The sequence below is a fragment of the Serratia sp. NPDC078593 genome, assembly GCF_050268245.1.
In the GTDB taxonomy this organism is placed as follows: domain Bacteria; phylum Pseudomonadota; class Gammaproteobacteria; order Enterobacterales; family Enterobacteriaceae; genus JBNNGK01.
Map to the genome: position 1 here is coordinate 70,019 of NZ_JBNNGK010000011.1, position 22,116 is coordinate 92,134.

The 22,116-nt window shown below is 51.0% G+C and carries 19 protein-coding genes; 12 read left to right on the forward strand and 7 right to left on the reverse strand.

Annotation, left to right across the window (positions count from 1 at the left end; translation table 11 throughout):
• Positions 1 to 54 precede the first annotated feature (54 nt).
• Complete coding sequence (gene lysA, locus ACQKDS_RS13530) at positions 55 to 1,311, forward strand: diaminopimelate decarboxylase (RefSeq protein WP_399671371.1); 1,257 nt, start codon at positions 55 to 57, stop codon at positions 1,309 to 1,311.
• On the opposite strand, the gene ACQKDS_RS13535 is transcribed toward lysA, so the two are convergent.
• Positions 1,308 to 2,324, reverse strand: coding sequence for a LacI family DNA-binding transcriptional regulator (locus ACQKDS_RS13535; RefSeq protein WP_399671374.1), 1,017 nt, complete (start codon positions 2,322 to 2,324; stop codon positions 1,308 to 1,310). The two genes, lysA and ACQKDS_RS13535, sit on opposite strands and share 4 nt — an antisense overlap.
• Positions 2,325 to 2,497: 173 nt before the next feature.
• Positions 2,498 to 3,517 (reverse strand): HTH-type transcriptional regulator GalR, encoded by a 1,020-nt coding sequence (galR, locus tag ACQKDS_RS13540; protein WP_399671377.1) that lies wholly within the window; start codon positions 3,515 to 3,517, stop codon positions 2,498 to 2,500.
• A 527-nt stretch (positions 3,518 to 4,044) separates the two neighbouring features.
• Here galR and aas point away from each other — a divergent pair.
• Both aas and lplT read left to right on the forward strand, forming a co-directional pair.
• Positions 4,045 to 6,198 carry a bifunctional acyl-ACP--phospholipid O-acyltransferase/long-chain-fatty-acid--ACP ligase gene (gene aas, locus ACQKDS_RS13545; protein WP_399671380.1) on the forward strand — a complete coding sequence of 718 codons (2,154 nt, stop codon included), beginning with the start codon at positions 4,045 to 4,047 and terminating at the stop codon, positions 6,196 to 6,198.
• Complete coding sequence (lplT, locus tag ACQKDS_RS13550) at positions 6,198 to 7,391, forward strand: lysophospholipid transporter LplT (RefSeq protein WP_399671383.1); 1,194 nt, start codon at positions 6,198 to 6,200, stop codon at positions 7,389 to 7,391. Before aas ends, lplT begins: the two co-directional genes overlap by 1 nt.
• A 77-nt stretch (positions 7,392 to 7,468) precedes the next feature.
• Here the strand turns inward: lplT and ACQKDS_RS13555 are convergent, their stop codons facing one another.
• The 5 genes from ACQKDS_RS13555 to mutH all read right to left on the reverse strand — a co-directional run bounded on the left by ACQKDS_RS13555 (position 7,469) and on the right by mutH (position 11,040).
• Entirely contained in the window at positions 7,469 to 7,693 is a 225-nt protein-coding gene (locus ACQKDS_RS13555; protein WP_399671385.1) for a hypothetical protein, read from the reverse strand.
• Between the two features lie 261 nt (positions 7,694 to 7,954).
• Entirely contained in the window at positions 7,955 to 8,995 is a 1,041-nt protein-coding gene (locus tag ACQKDS_RS13560; protein WP_399671388.1) for an NADP(H)-dependent aldo-keto reductase, read from the reverse strand.
• A gap of 187 nt (positions 8,996 to 9,182) precedes the next feature.
• Positions 9,183 to 9,401, reverse strand: coding sequence for a YgdI/YgdR family lipoprotein (locus tag ACQKDS_RS13565; protein ID WP_399671390.1), 219 nt, complete (start codon positions 9,399 to 9,401; stop codon positions 9,183 to 9,185).
• 142 nt (positions 9,402 to 9,543) lie between these two features.
• Positions 9,544 to 10,260, reverse strand: coding sequence for a TerC family protein (locus tag ACQKDS_RS13570; protein WP_399671392.1), 717 nt, complete (start codon positions 10,258 to 10,260; stop codon positions 9,544 to 9,546).
• Between the two features lie 93 nt (positions 10,261 to 10,353).
• Complete coding sequence (mutH, locus tag ACQKDS_RS13575; protein WP_399671393.1) at positions 10,354 to 11,040, reverse strand: DNA mismatch repair endonuclease MutH; 687 nt, start codon at positions 11,038 to 11,040, stop codon at positions 10,354 to 10,356.
• A 695-nt stretch (positions 11,041 to 11,735) separates the two neighbouring features.
• Here mutH and rppH point away from each other — a divergent pair.
• From rppH to recC, 9 genes are all read left to right on the forward strand, one after another.
• A complete protein-coding gene (gene rppH / locus ACQKDS_RS13580; protein WP_399671396.1) occupies positions 11,736 to 12,263 on the forward strand; it encodes an RNA pyrophosphohydrolase in 528 nt (175 codons plus the stop codon).
• Between the two features lie 12 nt (positions 12,264 to 12,275).
• Positions 12,276 to 14,522, forward strand: a complete 2,247-nt coding sequence (ptsP, locus tag ACQKDS_RS13585; protein WP_399671399.1) for a phosphoenolpyruvate--protein phosphotransferase — start codon at positions 12,276 to 12,278, stop codon at positions 14,520 to 14,522.
• A 179-nt stretch (positions 14,523 to 14,701) separates the two neighbouring features.
• A complete protein-coding gene (lgt, locus tag ACQKDS_RS13590; RefSeq protein ID WP_399671402.1) occupies positions 14,702 to 15,574 on the forward strand; it encodes a prolipoprotein diacylglyceryl transferase in 873 nt (290 codons plus the stop codon).
• Between the two features lie 6 nt (positions 15,575 to 15,580).
• Positions 15,581 to 16,375, forward strand: coding sequence for a thymidylate synthase (thyA, locus tag ACQKDS_RS13595; RefSeq protein WP_399671404.1), 795 nt, complete (start codon positions 15,581 to 15,583; stop codon positions 16,373 to 16,375).
• 198 nt (positions 16,376 to 16,573) lie between these two features.
• Entirely contained in the window at positions 16,574 to 17,074 is a 501-nt protein-coding gene (locus tag ACQKDS_RS13600; RefSeq protein WP_399671407.1) for a prepilin peptidase-dependent protein, read from the forward strand.
• On the forward strand, positions 17,068 to 17,643 hold the full coding sequence (locus ACQKDS_RS13605; RefSeq protein ID WP_399671410.1) for a prepilin peptidase-dependent protein: 576 nt from the start codon (positions 17,068 to 17,070) through the stop codon (positions 17,641 to 17,643). The genes ACQKDS_RS13600 and ACQKDS_RS13605 overlap by 7 nt, the downstream gene beginning before the upstream one ends.
• Positions 17,640 to 18,086, forward strand: coding sequence for a YgdB family protein (locus ACQKDS_RS13610; RefSeq protein ID WP_399671413.1), 447 nt, complete (start codon positions 17,640 to 17,642; stop codon positions 18,084 to 18,086). The genes ACQKDS_RS13605 and ACQKDS_RS13610 overlap by 4 nt, the downstream gene beginning before the upstream one ends.
• Positions 18,064 to 18,420 carry a prepilin-type N-terminal cleavage/methylation domain-containing protein gene (locus ACQKDS_RS13615; RefSeq protein ID WP_399671416.1) on the forward strand — a complete coding sequence of 119 codons (357 nt, stop codon included), beginning with the start codon at positions 18,064 to 18,066 and terminating at the stop codon, positions 18,418 to 18,420. Before ACQKDS_RS13610 ends, ACQKDS_RS13615 begins: the two co-directional genes overlap by 23 nt.
• 149 nt (positions 18,421 to 18,569) lie before the next feature.
• Positions 18,570 to 21,941, forward strand: a complete 3,372-nt coding sequence (recC, locus tag ACQKDS_RS13620) for an exodeoxyribonuclease V subunit gamma (RefSeq protein WP_399671419.1) — start codon at positions 18,570 to 18,572, stop codon at positions 21,939 to 21,941.
• Positions 21,942 to 22,116 lie beyond the last annotated feature (175 nt).

Genomic DNA, 22,116 nt, shown 5'->3' on the forward strand with positions numbered 1-22,116 from the left:
ACACCTATAAAGCTGCGGCATGATGATAAAAATAGTTATTTAGAGAATCTAACCATGCCACGCACTTTAAACGATAACTCCACCGCGTTAAACGCGGCTAACCTGCTGGCGCTACCGTCACGCTTTGGCTGCCCGGTTTGGGCCTACGACGCGGCGATTATCAGCGAGCGTATCGGCCAGTTACGTCACTTTGACGTCATTCGTTTTGCTCAGAAAGCCTGCTCAAACATTCATATTCTGCGCCTGATGCGTACGCAAGGGGTAAAAGTGGATTCGGTATCGCTTGGTGAGGTAGAGCGTGCGTTGCAGGCCGGTTTTCAGCCGGGTACAGGAGACATCGTATTCACGGCTGATGTGTTGGATCACGCGACGTTAGCGCGGGTTAGCGAACTTAACATACCGGTTAATGCCGGTTCCATCGACATGCTGGAGCAGCTCGGCCGTCAATCCGCCGGGCATCCGGTGTGGTTACGCATCAATCCTGGGTTTGGTCACGGACATAGCCAAAAAACCAATACCGGTGGCGAAAACAGTAAACACGGAATTTGGTATGCCGATTTGCCGCAGGCGGTAGAAAAAATTCAGCAGTATGGGCTAAAGCTATTGGGTATCCATATGCATATTGGTTCAGGCGTGGATTATCAGCATCTGGAGCGGGTATGTGATGCCATGGTGCAGCAGGTTATTGACCTAGGGCAGGATATCAGCGCGATCTCCGCCGGTGGCGGCCTGTCGATTCCTTATCAGCAGGGTGAGGAAGCGATTAATACCGAACACTATTTTGGCCTGTGGAACCGGGCGCGTGAACGTATTGCGGCACATCTGGGGCATCCGATAACGCTTGAGATAGAGCCGGGGCGTTTCCTGATGGCGGAGGCTGGTGTACTGGTGGCGGAAGTGCGTGCAGTGAAGAATATGGGGCGACGCCATTTTGCACTGGTTGATGCGGGTTTCAACGATCTGATGCGTCCGGCGATGTACGGCAGCTATCACCATATTTCGCTGTTGCCAGCCGATGGGCGTGAGACGAGTGGGCAAGCGTTGCGCGATACGGTCATTGCCGGGCCACTGTGCGAGTCAGGGGATGTCTTTACCCAGCAAGCGGGCGGAGGCGTGGAGACACGTCAACTGCCTGCGGTACAAGTGGGGGATTATTTGGTGTTCCACGATACGGGCGCGTACGGCGCATCCATGTCATCCAACTACAATAGCCGTCCGCTGCTGCCGGAAGTGCTGTTTGAAAATGGCGAACCTCGGTTGATTCGCCGCCGTCAAACAATCGAGGAGTTGATCGCATTGGAGCAAGTCTAAACGGTTTGGGCGAATGGCCCGGGGAGCACCGACTCACGCAGCCTCAATTCACCGGTAAACGGCGTGAGGGGCTGCAACGGCTCCCCGTTAATCAGCCGCAGAGCTTGACCGATTGCAGCTTCAATCATGGCGTCGATCGGTAAATAGACGGTGGACAGGGCCGGTTGCAGGTAAGCAGCGCTGGGTTCATCGTCGAAACCGAACAGCGAAACATCATGTGGCAGACGTTTGCCTGCTTGATTGAGCGCCTTCATTGCGCCGATTGCCATATCGTCATTGCTGGCGAACAGCGCACTGAAGCCGGTGCCGCAGCTTAGTAAGCTGTGGCAGCAACGATAACCTCCGGACACGCTGCTATCGCCGTATGCGACGCGCGCGTCGTTAAAGATAATGTGATGATGCGCTAACGCTTGACGATAACCCGCCAAGCGTGCTTGTGCGGTCGGTGTGGCTATCGGGCCTGTAATACAGGCAATCTCACGATGCCCTTGTTGAATCAGATAATCCACCGCGTTGAACGCCGCCTGTTGTTGTTCGAAGAACACGCAGCGTTCTCGTGCCTGAGGTAAGTCACGGTTAATCACCATTACCGGCACCGGAAGGGTGTCGATCAGCGCCATCAATGCGCTTTCATCCATAAAACGCGTATAAAGAATGATTGCGTCGCAGCGCCGATCGGCGAGCAACTGTACCGCCTGGAGTTCATCTTCTGGCGTGTCGTGTCCGTCGGTGACAATCAGATGTTTGCCGCTGGCCTCAATCAGTTTGGCCGCTTGGCGCAGTAACCGGCCAAAGTAAGGCCCATCGAAGTTGGATACGACCAGCCCAATACTGTTGGAACTTTTATTGGCCAGTGACTGCGCTAAGAAGTTTGGCCGATAGCCCAACTCATCCATGGCTTTGAACACCGCATCGCGGGTGCTCTGTTTCACCTGGCCGGTGCCATTTAAAACGCGGGATACGGTGGCTTTTGACACGCCCGCGCGAATGGAAACATCCAACATGGTGATCATCTATCGCTAACCTCTTCTGTAAACATCCATGGTGGCAAATAGCGGCAGTTTAGCATAGGCCAAGCCGAAGCTATGCTTACCTTGCCAGCGCTACTGCCGCCGCAGACGAGACGCTGTTTAAATGGGGGCACCTTGGTGTAGCTCTGTCCGTTGTCGTTGGCAGTGCGCAGTGGTTAGTCTTGCTCGGACGCCTTGTTGATGCTGGCAACCGAATGGCGTCGCACCAAGGTTGGGCTAAACATATTAGTGATCTCTGGCAACGGTTGATTGTTCGCTAAGGCCAGAGCTAACTCCGCGGCCTGCGTTGCCATCGCCACGACCGGGTAACGAATAGTGGTTAAACGCGGACGCAAATAGCGAGAAATCAGCACATCATCAAAGCCGATCAGTGACATCTTGCCCGGCACATCAATGCTGTTATCACTGAGCACCGACAGCGCGCCAGCCGCGACCGGATCGTTGTAGCAGGTCACCGCCGTAAAATTTTTACCCCGACCCAATAGCTCGGTCATCGCCAGTTCACCGCCAATCTCATCCGGTTCACCATAGGCAATCAACTTCTCCTCAACGGCAATCCCGTGTTCTTGTAACGCATCCAGATAACCTTGCAGGCGGTCGGTGGCGTCAGAAATTTGATGGGTGGAGCAAATAATAGCGATACGCTGGTGGCCTTGTTGAATCAGGTGGCGCGTTGCTAACCAGGCACCATAACGGTCGTCCAATGCGACACAGCGGTGCTCATAGCCCGGCAGCGTTCTGTTGATCAGAACCATTCCGGGAATTTGCTGCATCCAAACGCTTAATTCCATATCGCTGAGTTTTTTGGCATGCACCACCAGCGCGGCGCAGCGATGACGTACCAATTGTTCTATTGCCTGACGCTCTTTTTCAGCTTGGTGGTAACCGTTACCAATCAGCAAGAAATTATGTGTTGCGTAAGCCACGTGCTCGACCGCTTTGACCATCGCGCCGAAGAACGGATCGGAAACGTCAGAAACAACCAACCCGAGCGTTTCGGTGGATTGTTGCGCCAGTGCACGGGCGTTAGCATTGGGGTGATATTGCAATTGTTCCATTGCGGCCAGCACCGCATTGCGCGAAGCTTCGCTGGCTTTCGGCGAGTTATTGATCACGCGAGATACCGTGGCGACGGAAACATCCGCCAGCTTGGCAACATCCTTTATCGTAGCCATATAGACTTCAACTTATCCTAGGGTAATCGCTTACACAGTCCAGTTTTGCGGAAAAATGCTGAGGCTGCAAGTACTCGCTGTGTATCTGTGGCCGTGTTGGCATCTTCTCTCCCTGTTTGCCGGGATTCTGAACCAGTGTGACAGCCTTCTGTACACCGTATTGAATCAGTAAATTTGGCACTTTTCGCCTATTTTTCGCGAAAGATGATCGAAATTTTATGGAGTTATTACGGATGGATGAAGGAAATTTACAGCTGGTTGCACTTAGAGCAAAAGTCTTTCGATTCAGCGGTAGTTTCTTTAAAAGCAGATCTCTAAAGTAGGCAGTCCCAGAGGTATTGATTGGTGAGAAATCAACATACTCTGTATGTTGAAGCCATTTTCAATTGCACCAACCTACGCGGATGCGTAGGTTTTTTTTTGCCTGCCTTATAGTATCCTTGCCTAGCAACTTATTAAAACACTTGGATTTTCAAGCAATACTTGAAGCCTACTGGGTAAATATGCTGAATCATAAGGAGAGTGGCATGATTATGTCTGCGTTGCGTACGCTGTTTCGTCTGCTTTATCGCGTAAGCGTCGAAGGCGACGTTCGTCATTTTCAGCAGCAAAAGTTACTGATTACCCCTAATCACGTATCTTTCATGGATGGTGTGCTGCTGGCGTTATTTTTGCCGATTAAACCGGTTTTTGCCGTCTATTCCAGCGTTTCTGAGCGTTGGTTTATGCGTTGGTTAAAGCCGTATATTGACGTTGTTTTTCTCGATCCGACTAAGCCGATGGCGATCAAGCATTTGGTGCGCGAAGTGCAAAAAGGGCGGCCAATTGTGGTGTTCCCAGAAGGCCGTATCACGGTAACCGGTTCACTGATGAAGATTTATGACGGTGCTGCGTTCATCGCCGCTAAATCTGGCGCGACAGTGTTGCCGATACGCATTGACGGCCCTGAATATAGCCCGTTTAGCCGGATGAAAGGGGTATTCAAGATCCGCGCCTTCCCGCAGGTCACTATCAGCATTCTCCCGCCAACGCACTTGCCAATGCCTGAGGCGCCACGCGCCCGTGAACGCCGCATGTTGGCCGGCGACCGCTTGCATCAAATCATGATGAAAGCACGTATGGAGACCCGTAAACCACAAACGTTGTTCAGCGCGTTATTGGCGGCGGCTGAACGCTACGGTATGACTAAACCCTGTATTGAAGATGTTAACTTCAAAGAAGACAGTTATCGTACCTTGATCAAGAAGTCGCTGGGCGTGAGCCGCATTTTGCAACGCTTTACGGCGGAAGGTGAGCACGTTGGTATGTTATTGCCCAACGCCACGATTACCGTTGCGGCTATTTTTGGTGCGTCATTGCGTAACCGTATTCCGGCGATGCTCAATTATACCGCCGGCTCGAATGGGTTGAAGAGTGCGATGGTGGCGGCGACGATCAAAACCATTGTGACATCACGTCAATTCTTGGAAAAAGGCAAACTGACTCATTTGCCGGAGCAAGTGCCGGAAGCTAACTGGGTATATTTGGAAGACTTAAAAGATACCGTCACGCTCACTGATAAGCTGTGGATCCTGCGCCATTTGCTGCAGCCGCAACGGGCGATGTTACCGCAGCAGCCTGATGATGCGGCGTTAGTTTTGTTTACTTCCGGTTCGGAGGGGAATCCCAAAGGCGTGGTGCATTCACATAGCAGTCTGTTAGCAAATGTGGAGCAAATTCGTACCATTGCTGATTTTACTCCACGCGATCGCTTCATGTCGTCTTTGCCACTGTTCCATTCCTTTGGCTTGACCGTTGGGTTAATCACCCCGCTGATGACCGGCAGTCGTATTTTCCTTTATCCAAGCCCGTTGCATTACCGTGTGGTGCCGGAGTTGGTGTATGACTGTAATTGCACCGTGCTGTTTGGTACTGCCACCTTCCTTAATAACTATGCCCGCTTCGCTCATCCTTATGATTTTGCTCGCTTGCGTTATGTGGTGGCCGGGGCAGAAAAATTGGCTGACAGTACTAAACAGATTTATCAGGATAAATATGGCATCCGTATTCTGGAGGGATATGGAGTAACCGAATGCGCGCCGGTGGTTTCGATTAATGTACCGCTGGCCGCCAAGGTGGGCACCGTCGGCCGCATCATGCCAGAAATGCAGGCGCGTCTGATCCCTGTGCCGGGCATCGAGCAGGGGGGGCGTTTGCAACTGCGCGGGCCAAACATCATGAAAGGTTATTTACGCGTTGAGCGCCCCGGCGAGCTAGAGCCACCTGTGGCTGAGGATGAAAACGGTACTCTGCAAGCGGGCTGGTACGATACCGGTGATATTGTCACATTGGATGAACAGGGATATTGCACTATTCGAGGGCGCGTGAAGCGTTTTGCAAAACTGGCCGGTGAAATGATTTCACTGGAAAGTGTGGAGCAGCTGGCGCTACGCGTGTCGCCAGACGAGCAGCATGGCGCTACGGTGAAAAGTGACAGCAGCAAAGGTGAGGCATTAGTGCTGTACACCACCGATAGCAACATGACCCGCGAAGTATTGCTGCGAGCTGCGCGCGAACAAGGCAGCCCTGAGTTGGCCGTGCCTCGTGATATTCGTCTGATTAAAACGTTGCCGGTGCTGGGCAGTGGTAAACCCGATTATGTGACTTTACGTAAAATGGCTGAACAGCCGGAGAATATCTGATGAATCAGCCGTTGACTGATAATACGCCGTTGTTGTCACGTGGCATGATCGCTGTCATCTGTGCTCAGTTTTTTTCTGCGTTTGGTGACAATGCGTTGCTGTTTGCCACTTTGGCATTGATCAAGCAACAACTTTACCCAGATTGGAGTCAGCCAATATTACAAATGGCGTTTGTCGCGACGTATATTATTTTGGCTCCCTTTGTTGGCCAAATCGCCGACAGTTTTGCCAAGGGACGAGTGATGATGTTCGCCAATGGCTTGAAACTGGCGGGGGCATTGGCGATCTGTTTTGGTTTGAACCCGTTTATCGGTTACAGCCTGGTTGGTATTGGCGCAGCGTCCTATTCGCCAGCGAAATACGGCATTCTCGGTGAAATAACCAGCGGTGAAAAACTGGTTAAAGCAAACGGCTTGATGGAGGCCTCTACGATTGCCGCAATCCTGATCGGTTCGGTGGCTGGAGGCGTACTGGCTGATTGGCATATCGTTGCTGCGCTGACGGTTTGTGCGCTGGCGTATGCCGTCGCGGTGGCGGCTAACCTGTATATACCGTACTTAGTGGCGGCACGGTCCGGTGCTTCTTGGGCGCCGCGCGCGATGACTCGTCGCTTTTTTGAGGCTTGCGTGGTGCTGTGGCGGGACGAGCAAACGCGTTTTTCTCTGATCGGCACGAGCCTATTCTGGGGCGCTGGCGTGACATTGCGCTTTTTATTGGTGCTGTGGGTGCCGGTAGCACTCGGTATTGCTGATAATGCGACACCGACCTTACTCAACGCAATGGTCGCGGTGGGGATCGTGATGGGGGCGGGCATTGCAGCCCGTTTTGTGACACTGAAAACGGTGAGACGGTGCATGCCTGCAGGCATCTTGATCGGTGTCGTTGTTGCGTTATTTGCCATGCAGACCACGATGATCAGTGCCTATGCTCTGTTACTGCTGATTGGCGTATTAGGCGGCTTTTTTGTGGTACCGCTAAACGCCTTGCTACAGGAGCGCGGTAAGCGCTCAGTGGGCGCGGGGAACGCAATTGCGGTGCAAAACCTGGGTGAAAATACGGCTATGTTATTGATGTTAGGCCTTTATTCGCTGGTGGTAAAAATGGGCGTGCCGGTGGTGGGAGTTGGAATCGGCTTTGGTGTCGTGTTTGCGTTGGCCATTACGGCATTATGGTTGGCAACAAAACGAAATTGATAACGCGGTTATTATAAATAATTTGGCGGCTATGCCAATATAAAAACATAGCCGCCAATTATTAATTAATTTGACTATTACTTACGGCCAAACCAATTTTTGAAGAAACCACTCAGCATATCCAGACCGGATTCGACAACGTTACCAATAGCGTTACCCAAGTTTGCACCGGCTTCTGTTGCGCCTTTTTTACCTGTTAGCTCAACAATAGCACCAATACTTTCACCCAGCAGTTTTACTGCATCAGCAAAAGCACCAGCACCGCTAACTTGTTCTAATTCTGTAGTAGATAAAGTTCTCATAATTAATTTCCTTATATTTATTTATATAGATTGCTAATACCGTTTAGGCAGGGTCGATTATACGATTGATTAAATTGTTGTCTAGCGAAATTTTTTAATAAAGGAACATTCTAATACTGCTTATTGTTTATTTTTTCATTTTTCATCTGACATGTATATATTTAATATGATTTGCATTTATTTTATATATTTTATTATTAATATAATATGACAAGTCATTTTTTGATAATTAAAGCCACCTGTAATACAGGTGGCAAATGCTTATGGTGCGGGAATAGTAAAGCGAGTATGAATATCTTCCAATTCTTTCATGATTTCGTCATTTAATGTCAGTTCAAAACTGTCGATATTGGTTTTCAACTGTTGTAATGTGGTCGCGCCCAGCAGGGTGCTGGCAACAAACGGTTGCTGTCGTACGAACGCCAGCGCCATTTGCGCCGGGTCCAGATTATGTTTCTTGGCTAACGTGACGTATTCGGCAATCGCTAATTGTGTATGCGGCGCTGAATAGCGAGTAAAGCGGCTGAATAACGTATTTCGAGCGCCCGCAGGTTTGGCCCCGTTAAGGTATTTACCGGTTAACGTACCAAATGCCAAGCTAGAATAGGCCAACAATTCAACGCCTTCATGTTGGCTGATTTCCGCCAGGCCAATCTCAACGCTTCGGTTTAGCAGGCTGTAAGGATTTTGAATGGTGACAATGCGTGGTAACTCATGTTTTTCTGCTAAATGTAGATAACGCATCACGCCATAAGGGGTTTCATTTGATACGCCGATATAACGAATTTTACCGGCACGTACTTGCTCGTTAAGCGCTTCCAGCGTTTCCAACAGCGTTACCGTTGCCATTTCATCGGTATATTGATAATTGAGCTTGCCGAAGCAGTTCGTGGCGCGTTGTGGCCAGTGCAACTGGTAAAGATCGAGATAATCGGTATTCAACCGCTGTAGGCTGGCATCCAGCGCTGCGCGAATATTTCTGCGGTCGAGCGCCTGTTGCGGGCGGATGCTATGGTCAGAACCTCGCACTGGCCCCGAGACCTTACTGGCCAGCACGATTTTTTCACGATTGCCGCGTGCTTTGATCCAACTGCCAATGTAGCGCTCAGTTAACCCTTGCGTTTCAGGCTTAGGCGGAACGGGATACATTTCTGCGGTATCGATCAGATTGATACCGGCAGCGACGGCATAATCCAGTTGGGCATGAGCGTCGGCTTCACTGTTTTGTTCGCCAAAGGTCATGGTACCCAGTCCTAGCATGCTGACTTCTAAAGAGCTATGGGGAATACGATGGTATTGCATTAACGGCCTTCCTTTCTTGTTAGCGCTACGGGTAGCGATGCCCGGCAAAACAGCTGCTTATGGTCAGGTTTATCGTCTGTAAGGCGGTAAACGCCTTATCGGACTATAACTAAGCTGTACGGATGGGGAAAGGGGAGGAGAGAGAAAGGCTACCGCGAGCAAGGCCAGCGATAACCAATAATGCACGTTATCGCTTGATCATGTGGGAAACTTGGTCGCCGTTAATTTGGCGGTTGTTGCCCGTTTCATCTTGATAACTGATCAGGCCGGTGTCCTTGTCAATTTCGGGTTTTCCCTGCGTCAGGATCATATTACCGTCTTTAGTTGCCATAACGTAATCACTGGAACAGCCAGCTAATCCAACGGCCATTACCAGGGCGGAAATTACGAATACCCACTTTTTCATCCTGCGGATCCTCAGTTTTACAGAAAGGGACGTGCCTATAAGATTAGCAAACTACGGATAGCGTTATCTCAGAAAGTTCTTTATTTGTATCCGTAAAACCCAAAGTAATCGAATGGGGCGCCAGATAGCGCCCGCCGTTGCGTTACTCCGTTGCGTTTGTCTTTTTGCCGCGAATCAAATTAAGCGCTTCCACTGACATAGAAAAGAACATGGCGAAGTAGATATAGCCTTTTGGCACATGTATTTGGAAACTTTCTAACATCAGGGTGAAACCGACCAAAATTAAGAATGACAACGCCAGCATTTTCACCGATGGGTGGCGATTGACGAACTCGCCGATCGGGCGAGCGGCAAACATCATCACACCAACGGCAATGACCACGGCGGCCATCATAATAAACAGATGGTCTGACAGACCGACGGCGGTAATGACGGAATCCAGACTAAAGATGATGTCTAACAACATGATTTGCACAATGGCGCCAAAGAAACTGTGCACCTTAGTATTGTGTTCTTCTTCCGAACCTTCGATGGTTTCATGGATCTCTTTACTGGCCTTCCAAATCAAGAATAGGCCGCCCAATAGCAGAATTAAATCCCTGGCCGAGACGCTTTGCCCCATTAGGGTGAATAGCGGATGTGTCAGGCGAATAACCCAAGCGATAGAGGCCAACAGCGCCAGACGCATCAGCATCGCCGCGGCTAAACCAAGGCGTCTTGCCTTGTTCTGCTGTGCTTTCGGCAGCTTTGCGACGACCAGAGACAGGAATATGATGTTATCAATACCCAACACGATCTCAAGGATGGTCAACGTACCTAGCGCTAACCAAGCATTGGGATCCACAATCCATTCAAACATTGCCCTGTACACCTTAAAAATTCAAAGCCGTAATTATACGCGTTTATTGAAATGACAACACCATTGGCTAAACGCAATCTAAACAAAGGGCGTTTAGATTAAAAAGTGCCGTGCCAACAAAGCGTGGGTAAAACATTTTTTCAAATAAAAGCCGCGCGGCAGCGTCATGATCGGTTGACCCAGCTCGCCAATCGCTTCGGTTAGCGCTTTGCTGTTGGCCGCCTTGGGCCGCAGTTGTAGCACTTCGCCGTGGCGTGCGGTGATACGCTCAACATGGCCAAGTACAATCAAATCCATCAGTTCTTCCCAATCATGCTTTAGCTGTTCTTCTTCTTCTGCATTGGGGCTCCATAACAGGGGTGAGCCGATACGCCGCTGTGCCAGTGGGATTTGGCGTTCCCCCTCTACGGGAATCCACAGCACCCGCGCGAGCTTGTGGCGAACATGGCTGCTTTCCCAGGTTACACCGCTATTGCCTGTGAGCGGTGCCACGCAGACGAAGGTGGTTTCTAACGGTTTACCCGCGGCGTCAATTGGGATGGTTTTCAGCTCAATGCCCAGCTCGGGGAAGTCCTGCTCCGGTTTGCTGCCCGCCATTGCCCCTAAATACAGTTCCAACAACATACCAACCCAGCCTTTATCGCGTTTCAGATCGTTGGGAATAGCGATTTGCGCCTGTGCGGCCAGTTCTCCGAAACGACAGCCAGCAAGTTGTTGTGCCCGTTCTAAAAGCTGTTGTTCACTTTTCGGCGGGGGCGGTAGCGGGGATAAAAATGCCATAAATCAAGCTCGTATTTTGTGGTTAAAAAACAATCGGCATTTGTGTGTAAGGTTCAGCATAAATTTTGGATTGGGGAAAAGAGTAATACTAGCATGATTTTCCATGGTTTTTTTTACCGTAGCCGAATGGAAACCTGATTCCATTTACGCTTGTGCACCTGTAGCCACCGACAATGAACAGGATCTTACACCTATTTATCCACAGATTTATGGGATAACCCAACTTTTTACCAATCACTGGTTCGATTTACAGCCTTGACGTCCGGTGTTTTTTGCGAATTTGTCCGATTTGTGCGTAACTCAAGCGAATAATCTGTGGATAAAAACGAGGTTGGTGGATCTTTCACCAGTGTAAGATCTTAACCGTGCATAGATCACATTTTTACCCTGTACATAACTGGTGAAAACGATTTATTATGTTGTTTTTAAAGAATTAAAATAAAATAAGAAGCTGGGCGGTATTTGTGCTTAATTTAGTTGTACCGGTTTATCCCTTGAGTTCTTCACACACCTATCCACAGAAAAAGTGAATAAAACCCGCCGAAACTTCGCCTCTATGTTTATAACTTTGGCATTATCTGTGAGTTATCCCAATGTTATCCGGCACACAGCACCGTAAAGCAGTGGTTTACCGCCTGTAGCTTGTGTGAAACAATCAGGACATATCTACGAATTTAGCTTATTGAGGTAGTCCGGTGATCGATGATGATGGCTACCGCCCGAATGTTGGTATCGTAATCTGTAACCGTCAGGGGCAGGTCCTTTGGGCTCGTCGTTACGGTCAGCACTCCTGGCAGTTTCCCCAAGGTGGGATTAACCCTGGCGAAACCGCAGAACAAGCCATGTACCGTGAGCTGTTCGAAGAAGTGGGGTTGAGTAAAAAGGATGTGCGTATCCTGGCTTCAACCCGTAACTGGTTGCGCTATAAATTGCCGAAACGTTTGGTGCGTTGGGACACAAAGCCGGTTTGTATCGGCCAAAAGCAGAAATGGTTTTTGTTGCAGTTAATGTGCAACGACGCGGATATCAATATGCAACGCAGCAGCACGCCGGAATTTGACGGTTGGCGTTGGGTGAGCTTCTGGTATCCGGTACGTCAGGTGGTATCGTTTAAACGTGACGTTTACCGCCGGGTAATGAAAGAATTCGCCCCCACCGTGATGCCGATGCAAGAGCAAACACCATCGCGGCAGGCTTTCGCTTATCGCCGAAAAAGAGGGTAAGTTAAGCAGACTATGCTCACGCGCTTGCGAGAAATTGTTGAGAAGGTCGCTGCGGCAGCCAGTTTGACAGATGCGCTGGATCTTTTGGTCAATGAAACCTGTCTGGCGATGGATACAGAAGTTTGTTCCATTTATCTGGCAGATAACGACCGCCGCTGTTATTACCTTATGGCGACGCGTGGGTTGAAAAAGCCGCGTGGTCGTACTATCGCATTGGCGTTTGACGAAGGCGTGGTTGGGCTAGTCGGCCGTAAGGCAGAGCCGATCAACCTGGCGGATGCGCAAAGCCACCCTAGCTTCAAATATGTGCCTCAGGTTAAAGAAGATCGTTTTCGATCGTTTCTAGGGGTGCCGATCATTCATCGTCGGCAACTGCTTGGTGTGCTGGTGGTGCAGCAACGTGAGTTACGCCAGTTCGATGAAAGCGAAGAGTCTTTCATGGTCACACTGGCCACGCAAATGGCGGGAATTCTCTCGCAATCTCAACTCAACGCCATTTTTGGTCAATACCGGCAAACGCGTATTCGCGCGCTGGCGGCTTCGCCGGGTGTAGCGGTGGCTGAGGGCTGGCAAGACAGTTGCCAACCTTCGCTTGACCAGGTCTTTAGAGCCTCTACGCTCGATACTATCAGCGAGCGTGAGCGTTTGACGCAGGCGTTGGAGGAGGCGGGCGCCGAATTCCGCCGCTTCAGCAAACGTTTCTCTGCCAGCTCGCAGAAAGAAAGTGCGGCAATTTTCGATCTCTATTCGCATCTGCTAAACGACGCCCGTCTGAAACGCGAACTGTTTGCGGAAATTGACGCGGGCTCGGTGGCGGAGTGGGCGGTCAAACAAGTGATAGAGGCGTTTGCCGCGCAATTTGCCAATCTGCAAGATACCTACATGCGCGAGCGGGGCAGCGATCTGCGTGCGCTCGGCCAACGGTTATTATTTCACCTCGATGATACCACCCAAGGTGCCACTCAGTGGCCCGCGCGTTTTGTCTTGGTGGCGGATGAACTGACGGCAACCTTGCTGGCAGAAGTGCCGCCGGAGCGTTTAGCCGGGGTGGTGGTGCGAGACGGCGCCGCTAACTCGCATGCGGCAATACTGGTACGCGCGATGGGTGTACCAACGGTGATGGGGGCTGATATTCAGCCATCGTTGCTCAACCAACGTATGTTGATAGTCGATGGCTATCGTGGCGAACTGTTAGTCGATCCTGAACCGGTATTGGTGCAGGAATATCAGCGATTAATCAACGAAGAACTCGAATTAAGTAAACTGGCGGAAGATGACGTTGAACAACCTGCGCAGCTCAAAAGTGGTGAACGGGTTCAGGTGTTGCTCAATGCAGGTTTAAGCCCTGAGCATGAACAACTGTTGGGGGGGCGAGTCGACGGCGTTGGTCTGTACCGCACCGAAATCCCCTTTATGCTGCAAAGCGGTTTTCCGTCAGAAGAAGAGCAGGTCGCGCAATATCAAGGCATGTTGCAATTGTACCCGACCAAGCCGGTGGCGTTGCGTACCTTGGATATCGGCGCGGATAAACAGTTGCCATACATGCCGATCAGTGAGGAAAACCCTTGCCTGGGATGGCGTGGTATTCGCGTAACGCTCGATCAACCAGAAATATTTTTGATTCAGGTGCGTGCCATGCTGCGTGCCAATGCGGGCACCGGCAATTTGGGTATTTTGCTACCGATGATCACCAGCCTGGATGAGGTCGATGAAGCGAAACGGCTGATAGATCGTGCAGGGCTGGAGGTGGAAGAGGTGTTGGGCTATGCGATCCCGAAACCTAGGATCGGCATCATGCTTGAAGTGCCGTCGATGATCTTTTTGATCCCACTCTTGGCCAGTCGCGTCGATTTTATTTCGGTGGGCACCAACGATCTCACTCAGTACCTATTAGCCGTCGATCGTAATAACACCCGCGTAGCCGCATTGTACGACAGCCTCCATCCTTCGATGCTACGGGTATTGAAAATGATTGTAGAGCAAGGCGAAGCGGCGGGCGTGCAGGTCAGCTTGTGCGGGGAGTTGGCGGGCGATCCGATGGGGGCACTGCTGTTGGTCGGCATGGGCTATCGCCACCTCAGCATGAATGGACGCAGCGTCGCGCGGATTAAATATCTGTTGCGGCATATCGATCTTGAGGACGCTCAGGCGCTGGCGAAGCGTGTGCTCAATGCTCAAATGACCACCGAAGTGCGTCATCAGGTGGCAGCATTTATGGAGCGGCGCGGCATGGGTGGTTTGATTCGCGGCGGGCGTTAAGCCGGGTTTAGAATGAATTTTTTACAGAACTTTTCCCTATGGGTCAGGCAGGGCAGAGCGAAGCCTATGTTATGATGCGCATCCTTAACTGCGATGCTGTTAATAACATTGACTGGCCGCGTACGTTTGGCTGCCGCCGCCCCCGATGGGGAAGAATAATTGACATATTATGGTGATAGATGAGCACTAGCTATCTGGCGTTTCCTAAATTTGATCCGGTAATTTTTTCTATCGGCCCGGTGTCCTTGCATTGGTATGGTTTGATGTACCTGGTCGGCTTTGTTTTTGCCATGTGGTTGGCGATTCGCCGCGCTAACAAACCGGGCAGCGGCTGGACCAAAGATGAAGTTGAAAACCTGCTGTATGCCGGTTTTCTTGGGGTGTTTGTCGGTGGGCGCGTAGGATACGTGCTGTTCTACAATCTGCCGCTATTCCTCGATAATCCACTGTATTTATTCAAAGTATGGGATGGCGGCATGTCATTCCACGGTGGCCTGATGGGGGTGATTCTGGTGATGCTTTGGTTCGCGCGCCGTACCAAACGCAACTTCTTCCAGGTTTCAGATTTTATTGCGCCGTTGATTCCCTTTGGTCTGGGCGCTGGGCGCCTTGGTAATTTTATTAACGGAGAGCTGTGGGGGCGCGTAACCACCGATGTGCCTTGGGCCATGCTGTTTCCCGGTTCGCGCGGTGAAGACATCGCCATCGCGGCTGCCGACTCAACCTGGCTACCGTTGCTGAACCAGTACGGCGTGTTGCCGCGTCACCCTTCTCAACTGTATGAATTGCTGCTTGAAGGCGTGGTGCTGTTTATCATTCTGAATCTGTTTATTCGTAAATCGCGTCCGATGGGGGCCGTTTCTGGTCTGTTCCTGATTGGATATGGCGCATTTCGTATCATCGTTGAAGCGTTCCGCCAGCCGGATGCGCAGCTTGGCTTGTTCGACGGTGTCATCAGTATGGGGCAGATTCTATCGATTCCGATGGTGTTGGCCGGTATCATTATGATGATTTGGGCGTACCGTCGTCGCCCACAGCAACAAACTTCGTGAGGAAAAATGAAACAGTATCTGGATTTAATGAAAAAAGTGCTCGCAGAGGGCACTCCTAAGGCCGATCGTACCGGCACTGGCACGTTGTCGATTTTCGGCCACCAGATGCGTTTCAATTTACAGGAAGGTTTCCCGTTGGTGACTACCAAAAAGTGTCACTTACGTTCCATTATTCATGAGCTGCTATGGTTCTTGAACGGTGATACCAATACGGCTTATCTGAACGAGAATAAGGTCACGATCTGGGACGAATGGGCGGATGAAAACGGTGATCTAGGACCGGTTTACGGCAAACAGTGGCGAGCGTGGGGCTCGGCAGATGGGCGCCAGATTGATCAATTGAGCAACGTTATTCAACAGTTGAAGCAGGATCCTGACTCTCGCCGTATCATCGTATCCGCTTGGAACGTTGGCGAATTGGATCAAATGGCACTGGCACCTTGCCATGCTTTCTTCCAGTTTTACGTTGCAGACGGCAAGTTGTCCTGCCAGCTCTATCAACGTTCGTGCGATGTGTTCCTTGGTTTGCCATTCAATATTGCCAGCTATGCACTGTTGGTGCATATGATGGCTCAACAGTGCGATCTGGAAGTGGGGGATTTTGTCTGGACCGGTGGTGATACCCATTTGTACAGCAACCACATGGAACAAACCGCGTTGCAATTAACCCGCGAGCCACGCCCACTGCCGAAGTTGATTATTAAACGCAAACCGGCATCGCTATTTGATTACCGTTTCGACGATTTTGAACTTGACGGCTACGACCCGCACCCGGCCATTAAGGCACCGGTTGCCATTTAAACTGGCGAAACAGACTCACTTAGGGCGCAATGAGCGCCCTTTTTTTCGCATCTAGAAGGGGGGTATCGCTGCCAAATTTGCGAAGTTCACCGCACTTCATCGAAACTTTTCATTCGTTACCACAGCATATTGCGTAACGCTTTCCCACTCGGTAATAGCAGGCTTTTCACCATTCCTCGTTTGGTTACACTCGACTCTATGGAAAATCAAAACCTCAAAAAAGCGCTGGCTCAGCGGGGGATGACGCTGATCGAATTGCTGGTGGTGATCGTATTGGCCAGCATGTTGACCGGCTGGGGCGTTAACCAGTGGCGGCAACATCAGCAGGCTTTGCAGTTGGAGCAAACGGCGCAACAACTTCTGGCCTTCCTGACACGCCTACAGGCTGATGCCAATTGGCGTAATCGTGCGGCGCTGTTGTGGTTCAAAACGGGCGAACGTTGGTGCATCGGCGGGGGGCATGAACCGACAAGTTGCACAACGGCAGCAGGCTGGTTTTTTGTTGCGCCGTTTAGTGATGTATTACTTCACGATTTCACCGGTAAGGAGATGGGCTTTTATGGATTACGCAACAATGCGCAGGGCGGACACATTGAATTAGGTAACAGTGCAGGCCGTATCCGGGTGGTGTTATCGGCGAAAGGGCGACTGCGGTTGTGTAGTGTCGGTGAGGCGATTCGCGGGATGAGAATATGTTAATTGAAATGCAAGGGTTTACCTTGCCTGAGGTACTGTTAGCCATGAGCGTAGGCAGCATGATCGCGCTAGCAGCGGCAAAAGCGTATCCCGTGCTGCGTCAGCAAAGCGTTACGCTGAACCACTATTATCGCTTGGAGTCCACCTTACGGCAGTTAGCCTTTGGCATAGAGAAAGATATACGTCGTGCTGGATTTTGTGCTGGAGCGTGTAAGGGAAAATCATTAGTGATCGGCCACAGCAAGGGGGAGGCGCATGCGAGCTGTGTTATTTCCACCTACGATTTGAATCGCAACGGCCGCTGGGAAGAGACAGGCAGTGAGGCAGAGCGATTTGCTTACCGGCTGCGGCAGGGGGCATTAGAGAGCCAGCGTGGCGTCAGCCATTGTAACGGCAGCGGCTGGGAGCGGTTGCTCGACCATCAGGAAATCCAAATCGATACGTTCAGGCTTGATCTACAACCCGGCCGCCATCACACCCGTTTGGTTACGTTGTCGCTCGCTGGGCATTCAACGTTGCGGCCGGATATTACGCGCGCATTGAGCTGGTCTATTCGTGTGGAAACGCCATGAATCACACTAACCAGTACGGTGGCAGCACACTGGCCGCGGTCATGTTGTTATTGGTGATGGGATTAATGTTATTGACCGCTCAACAGCGACAGCTCGATAACACGTTATTGTTGGCTGTCGATCAGCAACATTATTTGCAGGCATACAATCAGGCCGCGTCAGCGCTGAGTTGGGGAATGATACAATCGTGGCCGACGTTGAGCGGGAATATATGGCAATGCCAGCAGCACCTTGCAAATTTGCAGGTCTGTGCAAAGTTGTCTGCGCGTGCCGGGATTGTACTGGTGCGGGGGCGTGGGGGCGTTAGCCGCGGCAGAGCATTTTGGTTATATCAATTAGCGGCGGTGAGTGATGGCGGTAAATTAGTGGCAGAGAAGGGCGGCTGGTTGGATTTTTGTCCAGAAAAGAATGAGGCAGATTGTGCAGACTCACGTCTCCCCTGATAATTTAACGCCACAGCAGGGTTTCAGCTTGCCGGAGGTATTAATTGCGGCGTTATTACTCGCCGTGTCGCTACTCGGCTTATTACAGTATCATCAGGTATTATTGCAGGGTTTTCAGCGTCAATGGCAGTATCGGCAGGCTTGGGCGTTGGCACATCACCAGCTTGAACAACATGCTGCGGGTTTTGGCAGCTGCCAGAATATGGCTACGGGTTGGTATTGTGAAGCGCAGCGCAGCCACATTGATATTGGTTGCGAACGGTTGACTATCACCATACACACCCCGCAACGGCAACGTGCCCAGCTTAGCCGCTGGTATTGTAGTCGCGATTAATCCATGGTTACGTGACTATCGTTCTATCTCATTCGAGTTGCACAATGGCAGCAAACGCACGCATCCCGATAATCTGACATGAGTGATTTGGGGCGAGACGGCGGCTAACACACTGGCAGCTTGAGGCATGACGAGTTTAAAGGAGCCTCATGTTCACGGTTTATCATTCTAATCAGTTAGATTTGCTGAAAACCTTAACTAGCGCACTGATCGCCAGAGAACCATTAGCCGATCCCTTTCAACAAGAAGTGGTTTTGGTACAAAGCCCAGGGATGGCGCAATGGCTTCAAATGCAATTGGCGGAACAATTTGGTATCGCCGCTAATATTGCGTTCCCACTACCAGCAACCTTTATCTGGGACATGTTTACGCGTGTGCTTCCGGGCATTCCGAAAGAAAGCGCGTTCAGTAAAGATGCGATGACCTGGAAGTTGATGTGGTTGTTGCCGGAGATGCTCAGCGAACCGGCGTTTTCACCGCTACAGCATTATCTGTCTGATGATGGGGATAAACGCAAAATTCATCAGCTTGCCGGGCGGGTTGCCGACCTGTTTGACCAATATTTGGTGTATCGCCCCCAGTGGTTGGAAAGTTGGCAGCGCGGTGAGCTGATTGAGGGCTTGGCAGAGGCGCAGCAATGGCAAGCGCCTCTGTGGGCTCGTTTGGTAGAATATACCCAGCAGCTTGGGCAGCCAGAATGGCATCGTGCTAATCTTTACCGCCGTTTTATCAGCACGCTGGAACAGACGAATGAATGCCCGGCAGGCTTGCCTCCTCGGGTGTTTATCTGCGGAATTTCAGCATTGCCACCGGTCTACCTTGATGCGTTACAGGCGCTGGGTAAACATATCGATATTCATCTGATGTTTACCAACCCCTGTCGTTATTATTGGGGTGATATTCAGGATTACGCCTTTCTTGCACGGCTGCAAAGTCGCAAGCGTCGCCATCATCATCAGGCGATTGAGCAAGGGCTATTTCGCCAGCCGGAGCAGGCAGCGCAATTGTTTGACGCGGATGGTGAACAGCAACTGAGCAATCCACTGTTGGCCTCTTGGGGTAAGCTTGGGCGTGACCACCTTTATCTGCTTGCCCAGATGGATGCGTTGCAGGAGGTTGATGCTTTTGTGGATATTGCGCCAAACAATTTGCTGCATGCCATTCAGCACGACATGTTGGAGTTGGAAGATCACGCGATAATCGGTACGACGCCCGAGACGTTAGAACGCAGTGACAACAAGCGTACGCTCGATCTTGCCGATCGATCCATCAGTTTACATGCCTGTCATAGCCCACAACGCGAAGTGGAAATCCTCCATGATCGGCTGTTGGCTATGTTGGCGGAAGACCCCCAGATGACACCGCGCGATATTATTGTGATGGTGGCCGACATCGATAGCTATACGCCGTATATTCAGGCGGTGTTCGGCAATGCGCCGGCCGAGCGTTACCTCCCATTTGCCATTTCTGACCGTAAAGCACGGCAGGCGCACCCGGCGCTGCAAGCCTTTATTTCGCTGTTGGATTTACCACAAAGTCGCTTTACGGCGGAGCAGGTGCTGGCGCTGTTGGAAGTGCCTGCGTTGGCAGCGCGTTTTGCCATTCAGGAAGAAGGATTACGTCTGTTACGCCATTGGGTGGCAGAATCCGGTGTGCGATGGGGGTTGGATGACGATAACGTGCGCGAGCTTGAATTACCGGCTACCGGGCAACATACCTGGCAATTCGGCATTACCCGTATGTTGCTTGGTTATGCGATGGACAGCAGCGTCGGTGATTGGCAAGGGGTGTTGCCTTATGATGAATCAAGTGGGCTAGTTGCAGAGTTAGCAGGGCAATTGGCTGAGTTACTGTCGCAACTTACCCATTGGCGACAGCAACTGAGTGACGTGCGTACGCTGGCTGAGTGGTTACCGCTGTGCCGCCAGTTGTTGAATAGCTTTTTTGAATCCGATGCTGAGACTGAAGTGGTGCTGGCGCTTATCGAACAGCAGTGGCAGCAAGTGATCGGATATGGGCAAGGCGCCCGTTATCCGGACGCCGTCCCGTTGGCGTTGTTACGCGATGAATTGGCTGCGCGTCTCGATCAAGAGCGTATCAGCCAGCGTTTTTTAGCCGGGCAAATCAATTTTTGCACCCTGATGCCGATGCGTTCTATTCCTTTCAAGGTGGTTTGCCTGCTGGGGATGAACGATGGCGTTTACCCGCGCACGTTACCGCCGTTGGGGTTTGATCTGATGTCTCAGCAGGTGAAACGAGGGGATCGTAGCCGACGTGACGATGACCGTTATTTATTCCTTGAAGCGATTTTGTCGGCACAACAACGGTTATACATTAGCTTTATTGGGCGCTCAATTCAGGACAATAGCGAGCGTTATCCGTCCGTATTGGTAACGGAATTACTTGAGTATTTACAGCAAAGTTATTGTCTGCCTGGCGATGAATACCTTGATACTGATAGCAGTGCTCGCAGGGTCGGTGAGCATTTACTTTGCCAGCATGCTCGCGTGCCATTTGCAGCGGAAAACTTTTTGCCGAGCACCGAGGAACAAAGCTATGCCGCCGAATGGTTACCCGCAGCGAATGGACAAGGCGAGGCGCACCCGCAATTCAATCAGCCATTGTTACCCGAACCGCAACAACAACTCTCTCTGGATGATTTACTGCGATTTTATCGTCACCCTATCCGCGCATTTTTCCAACTGCGTTTGGGGGTCAATTTCATTTTGGAGGAAACGGAGTTACCCGATGAAGAGCCGTTCACCTTGGATAACCTCAGTCGTTATCAATTTAACAACCAACTGCTGAATGCGTTAATAGAAGGCGAGGATGCGAAGCGTCTGTATCAGCGGGTGCGCGCGTCCGGTGGTCTGCCATACGGAGCGTTTGGCGAAATCTATTGGCAAAAACAGCAGGAAGAAATGGCGGAATTGGCCGCACGGGTACGTGAAGAACAGCAAGAAAGCAGCAGTCTGGAACTGGATCTTGATGTGGCTGGCGTGCGTGTTGGCGGTTGGTTGCATCAGGTACAAACTGATGGTTTGTTACGTTGGCGCCCCGCGACGTTGTCTGCGGTCGATGGTATTTTATTGTGGCTGGAACATCTGGTGTACTGCTGTGCGGGGGGAGAGGGCGAAAGCCGTATGTTCGGGCGTAAGAATTCAACTTGGCGCTTTGCTGCGCTGCCGTCCGACGCGGCGCGAACACAACTGACTGAGTTGGTTGCAGGTTATCAGCGCGGATTATGCGCGCCGTTGATGTTATTGAATAAAAGTGGCTGGTCATGGCTAAACCAGTGTTATCTGCAAGAAACGCAACAGATTGATTGGAGTGAAGAGGCGCAAATTAAAGCGCGGGCCAAGCTGTTGCAGACTTGGCAGGGGGATCAACGTGTGCCCGGTGAAGGTGACGATCCCTATATTCAGCGCGTGTTCCGCCAATTGGATAATGATGTATTGGCGCAATTGTTGAATGAAACGGAACGCTATCTGCTCCCCGTTGCGCAACATAACATTGGGTAACGGTGCCCCCCATTTTATCCGTTGCCGAAAGGGAACAAAAATAATGGGCGCTGTCTTAAACAATGAAGAGTGAATATATTTAACCATTAACGTTTTCGCTGGTCTTACATAAGATATTGGCATAAAGCTTGGTTGTTTTTTGATGAGTGCGGTTACGTCAGGGATTGGGCGTACA

Bases quoted from the DNA above. Each gene is read 5' to 3' on its own strand.
- recC (WP_399671419.1), top strand. From the start codon at position 18,570: ATGTTCACGGTTTATCATTCTAATCAGTTAGATTTGCTGAAAACCTTA.
- ACQKDS_RS13555 (WP_399671385.1), bottom strand. From the start codon at position 7,693: ATGAGAACTTTATCTACTACAGAATTAGAACAAGTTAGCGGTGCTGGT.
- ptsP (WP_399671399.1), top strand. From the start codon at position 12,276: ATGCTCACGCGCTTGCGAGAAATTGTTGAGAAGGTCGCTGCGGCAGCC.
- thyA (WP_399671404.1), top strand. From the start codon at position 15,581: ATGAAACAGTATCTGGATTTAATGAAAAAAGTGCTCGCAGAGGGCACT.
- lgt (WP_399671402.1), top strand. From the start codon at position 14,702: ATGAGCACTAGCTATCTGGCGTTTCCTAAATTTGATCCGGTAATTTTT.
- mutH (WP_399671393.1), bottom strand. From the start codon at position 11,040: ATGGCATTTTTATCCCCGCTACCGCCCCCGCCGAAAAGTGAACAACAG.
- ACQKDS_RS13570 (WP_399671392.1), bottom strand. From the start codon at position 10,260: ATGTTTGAATGGATTGTGGATCCCAATGCTTGGTTAGCGCTAGGTACG.
- lysA (WP_399671371.1), top strand. From the start codon at position 55: ATGCCACGCACTTTAAACGATAACTCCACCGCGTTAAACGCGGCTAAC.
- lplT (WP_399671383.1), top strand. From the start codon at position 6,198: ATGAATCAGCCGTTGACTGATAATACGCCGTTGTTGTCACGTGGCATG.
- ACQKDS_RS13600 (WP_399671407.1), top strand. From the start codon at position 16,574: ATGGAAAATCAAAACCTCAAAAAAGCGCTGGCTCAGCGGGGGATGACG.
- ACQKDS_RS13605 (WP_399671410.1), top strand. From the start codon at position 17,068: ATGTTAATTGAAATGCAAGGGTTTACCTTGCCTGAGGTACTGTTAGCC.
- ACQKDS_RS13535 (WP_399671374.1), bottom strand. From the start codon at position 2,324: ATGATCACCATGTTGGATGTTTCCATTCGCGCGGGCGTGTCAAAAGCC.
- ACQKDS_RS13565 (WP_399671390.1), bottom strand. From the start codon at position 9,401: ATGAAAAAGTGGGTATTCGTAATTTCCGCCCTGGTAATGGCCGTTGGA.
- ACQKDS_RS13560 (WP_399671388.1), bottom strand. From the start codon at position 8,995: ATGCAATACCATCGTATTCCCCATAGCTCTTTAGAAGTCAGCATGCTA.
- galR (WP_399671377.1), bottom strand. From the start codon at position 3,517: ATGGCTACGATAAAGGATGTTGCCAAGCTGGCGGATGTTTCCGTCGCC.
- aas (WP_399671380.1), top strand. From the start codon at position 4,045: ATGATTATGTCTGCGTTGCGTACGCTGTTTCGTCTGCTTTATCGCGTA.
- ACQKDS_RS13610 (WP_399671413.1), top strand. From the start codon at position 17,640: ATGAATCACACTAACCAGTACGGTGGCAGCACACTGGCCGCGGTCATG.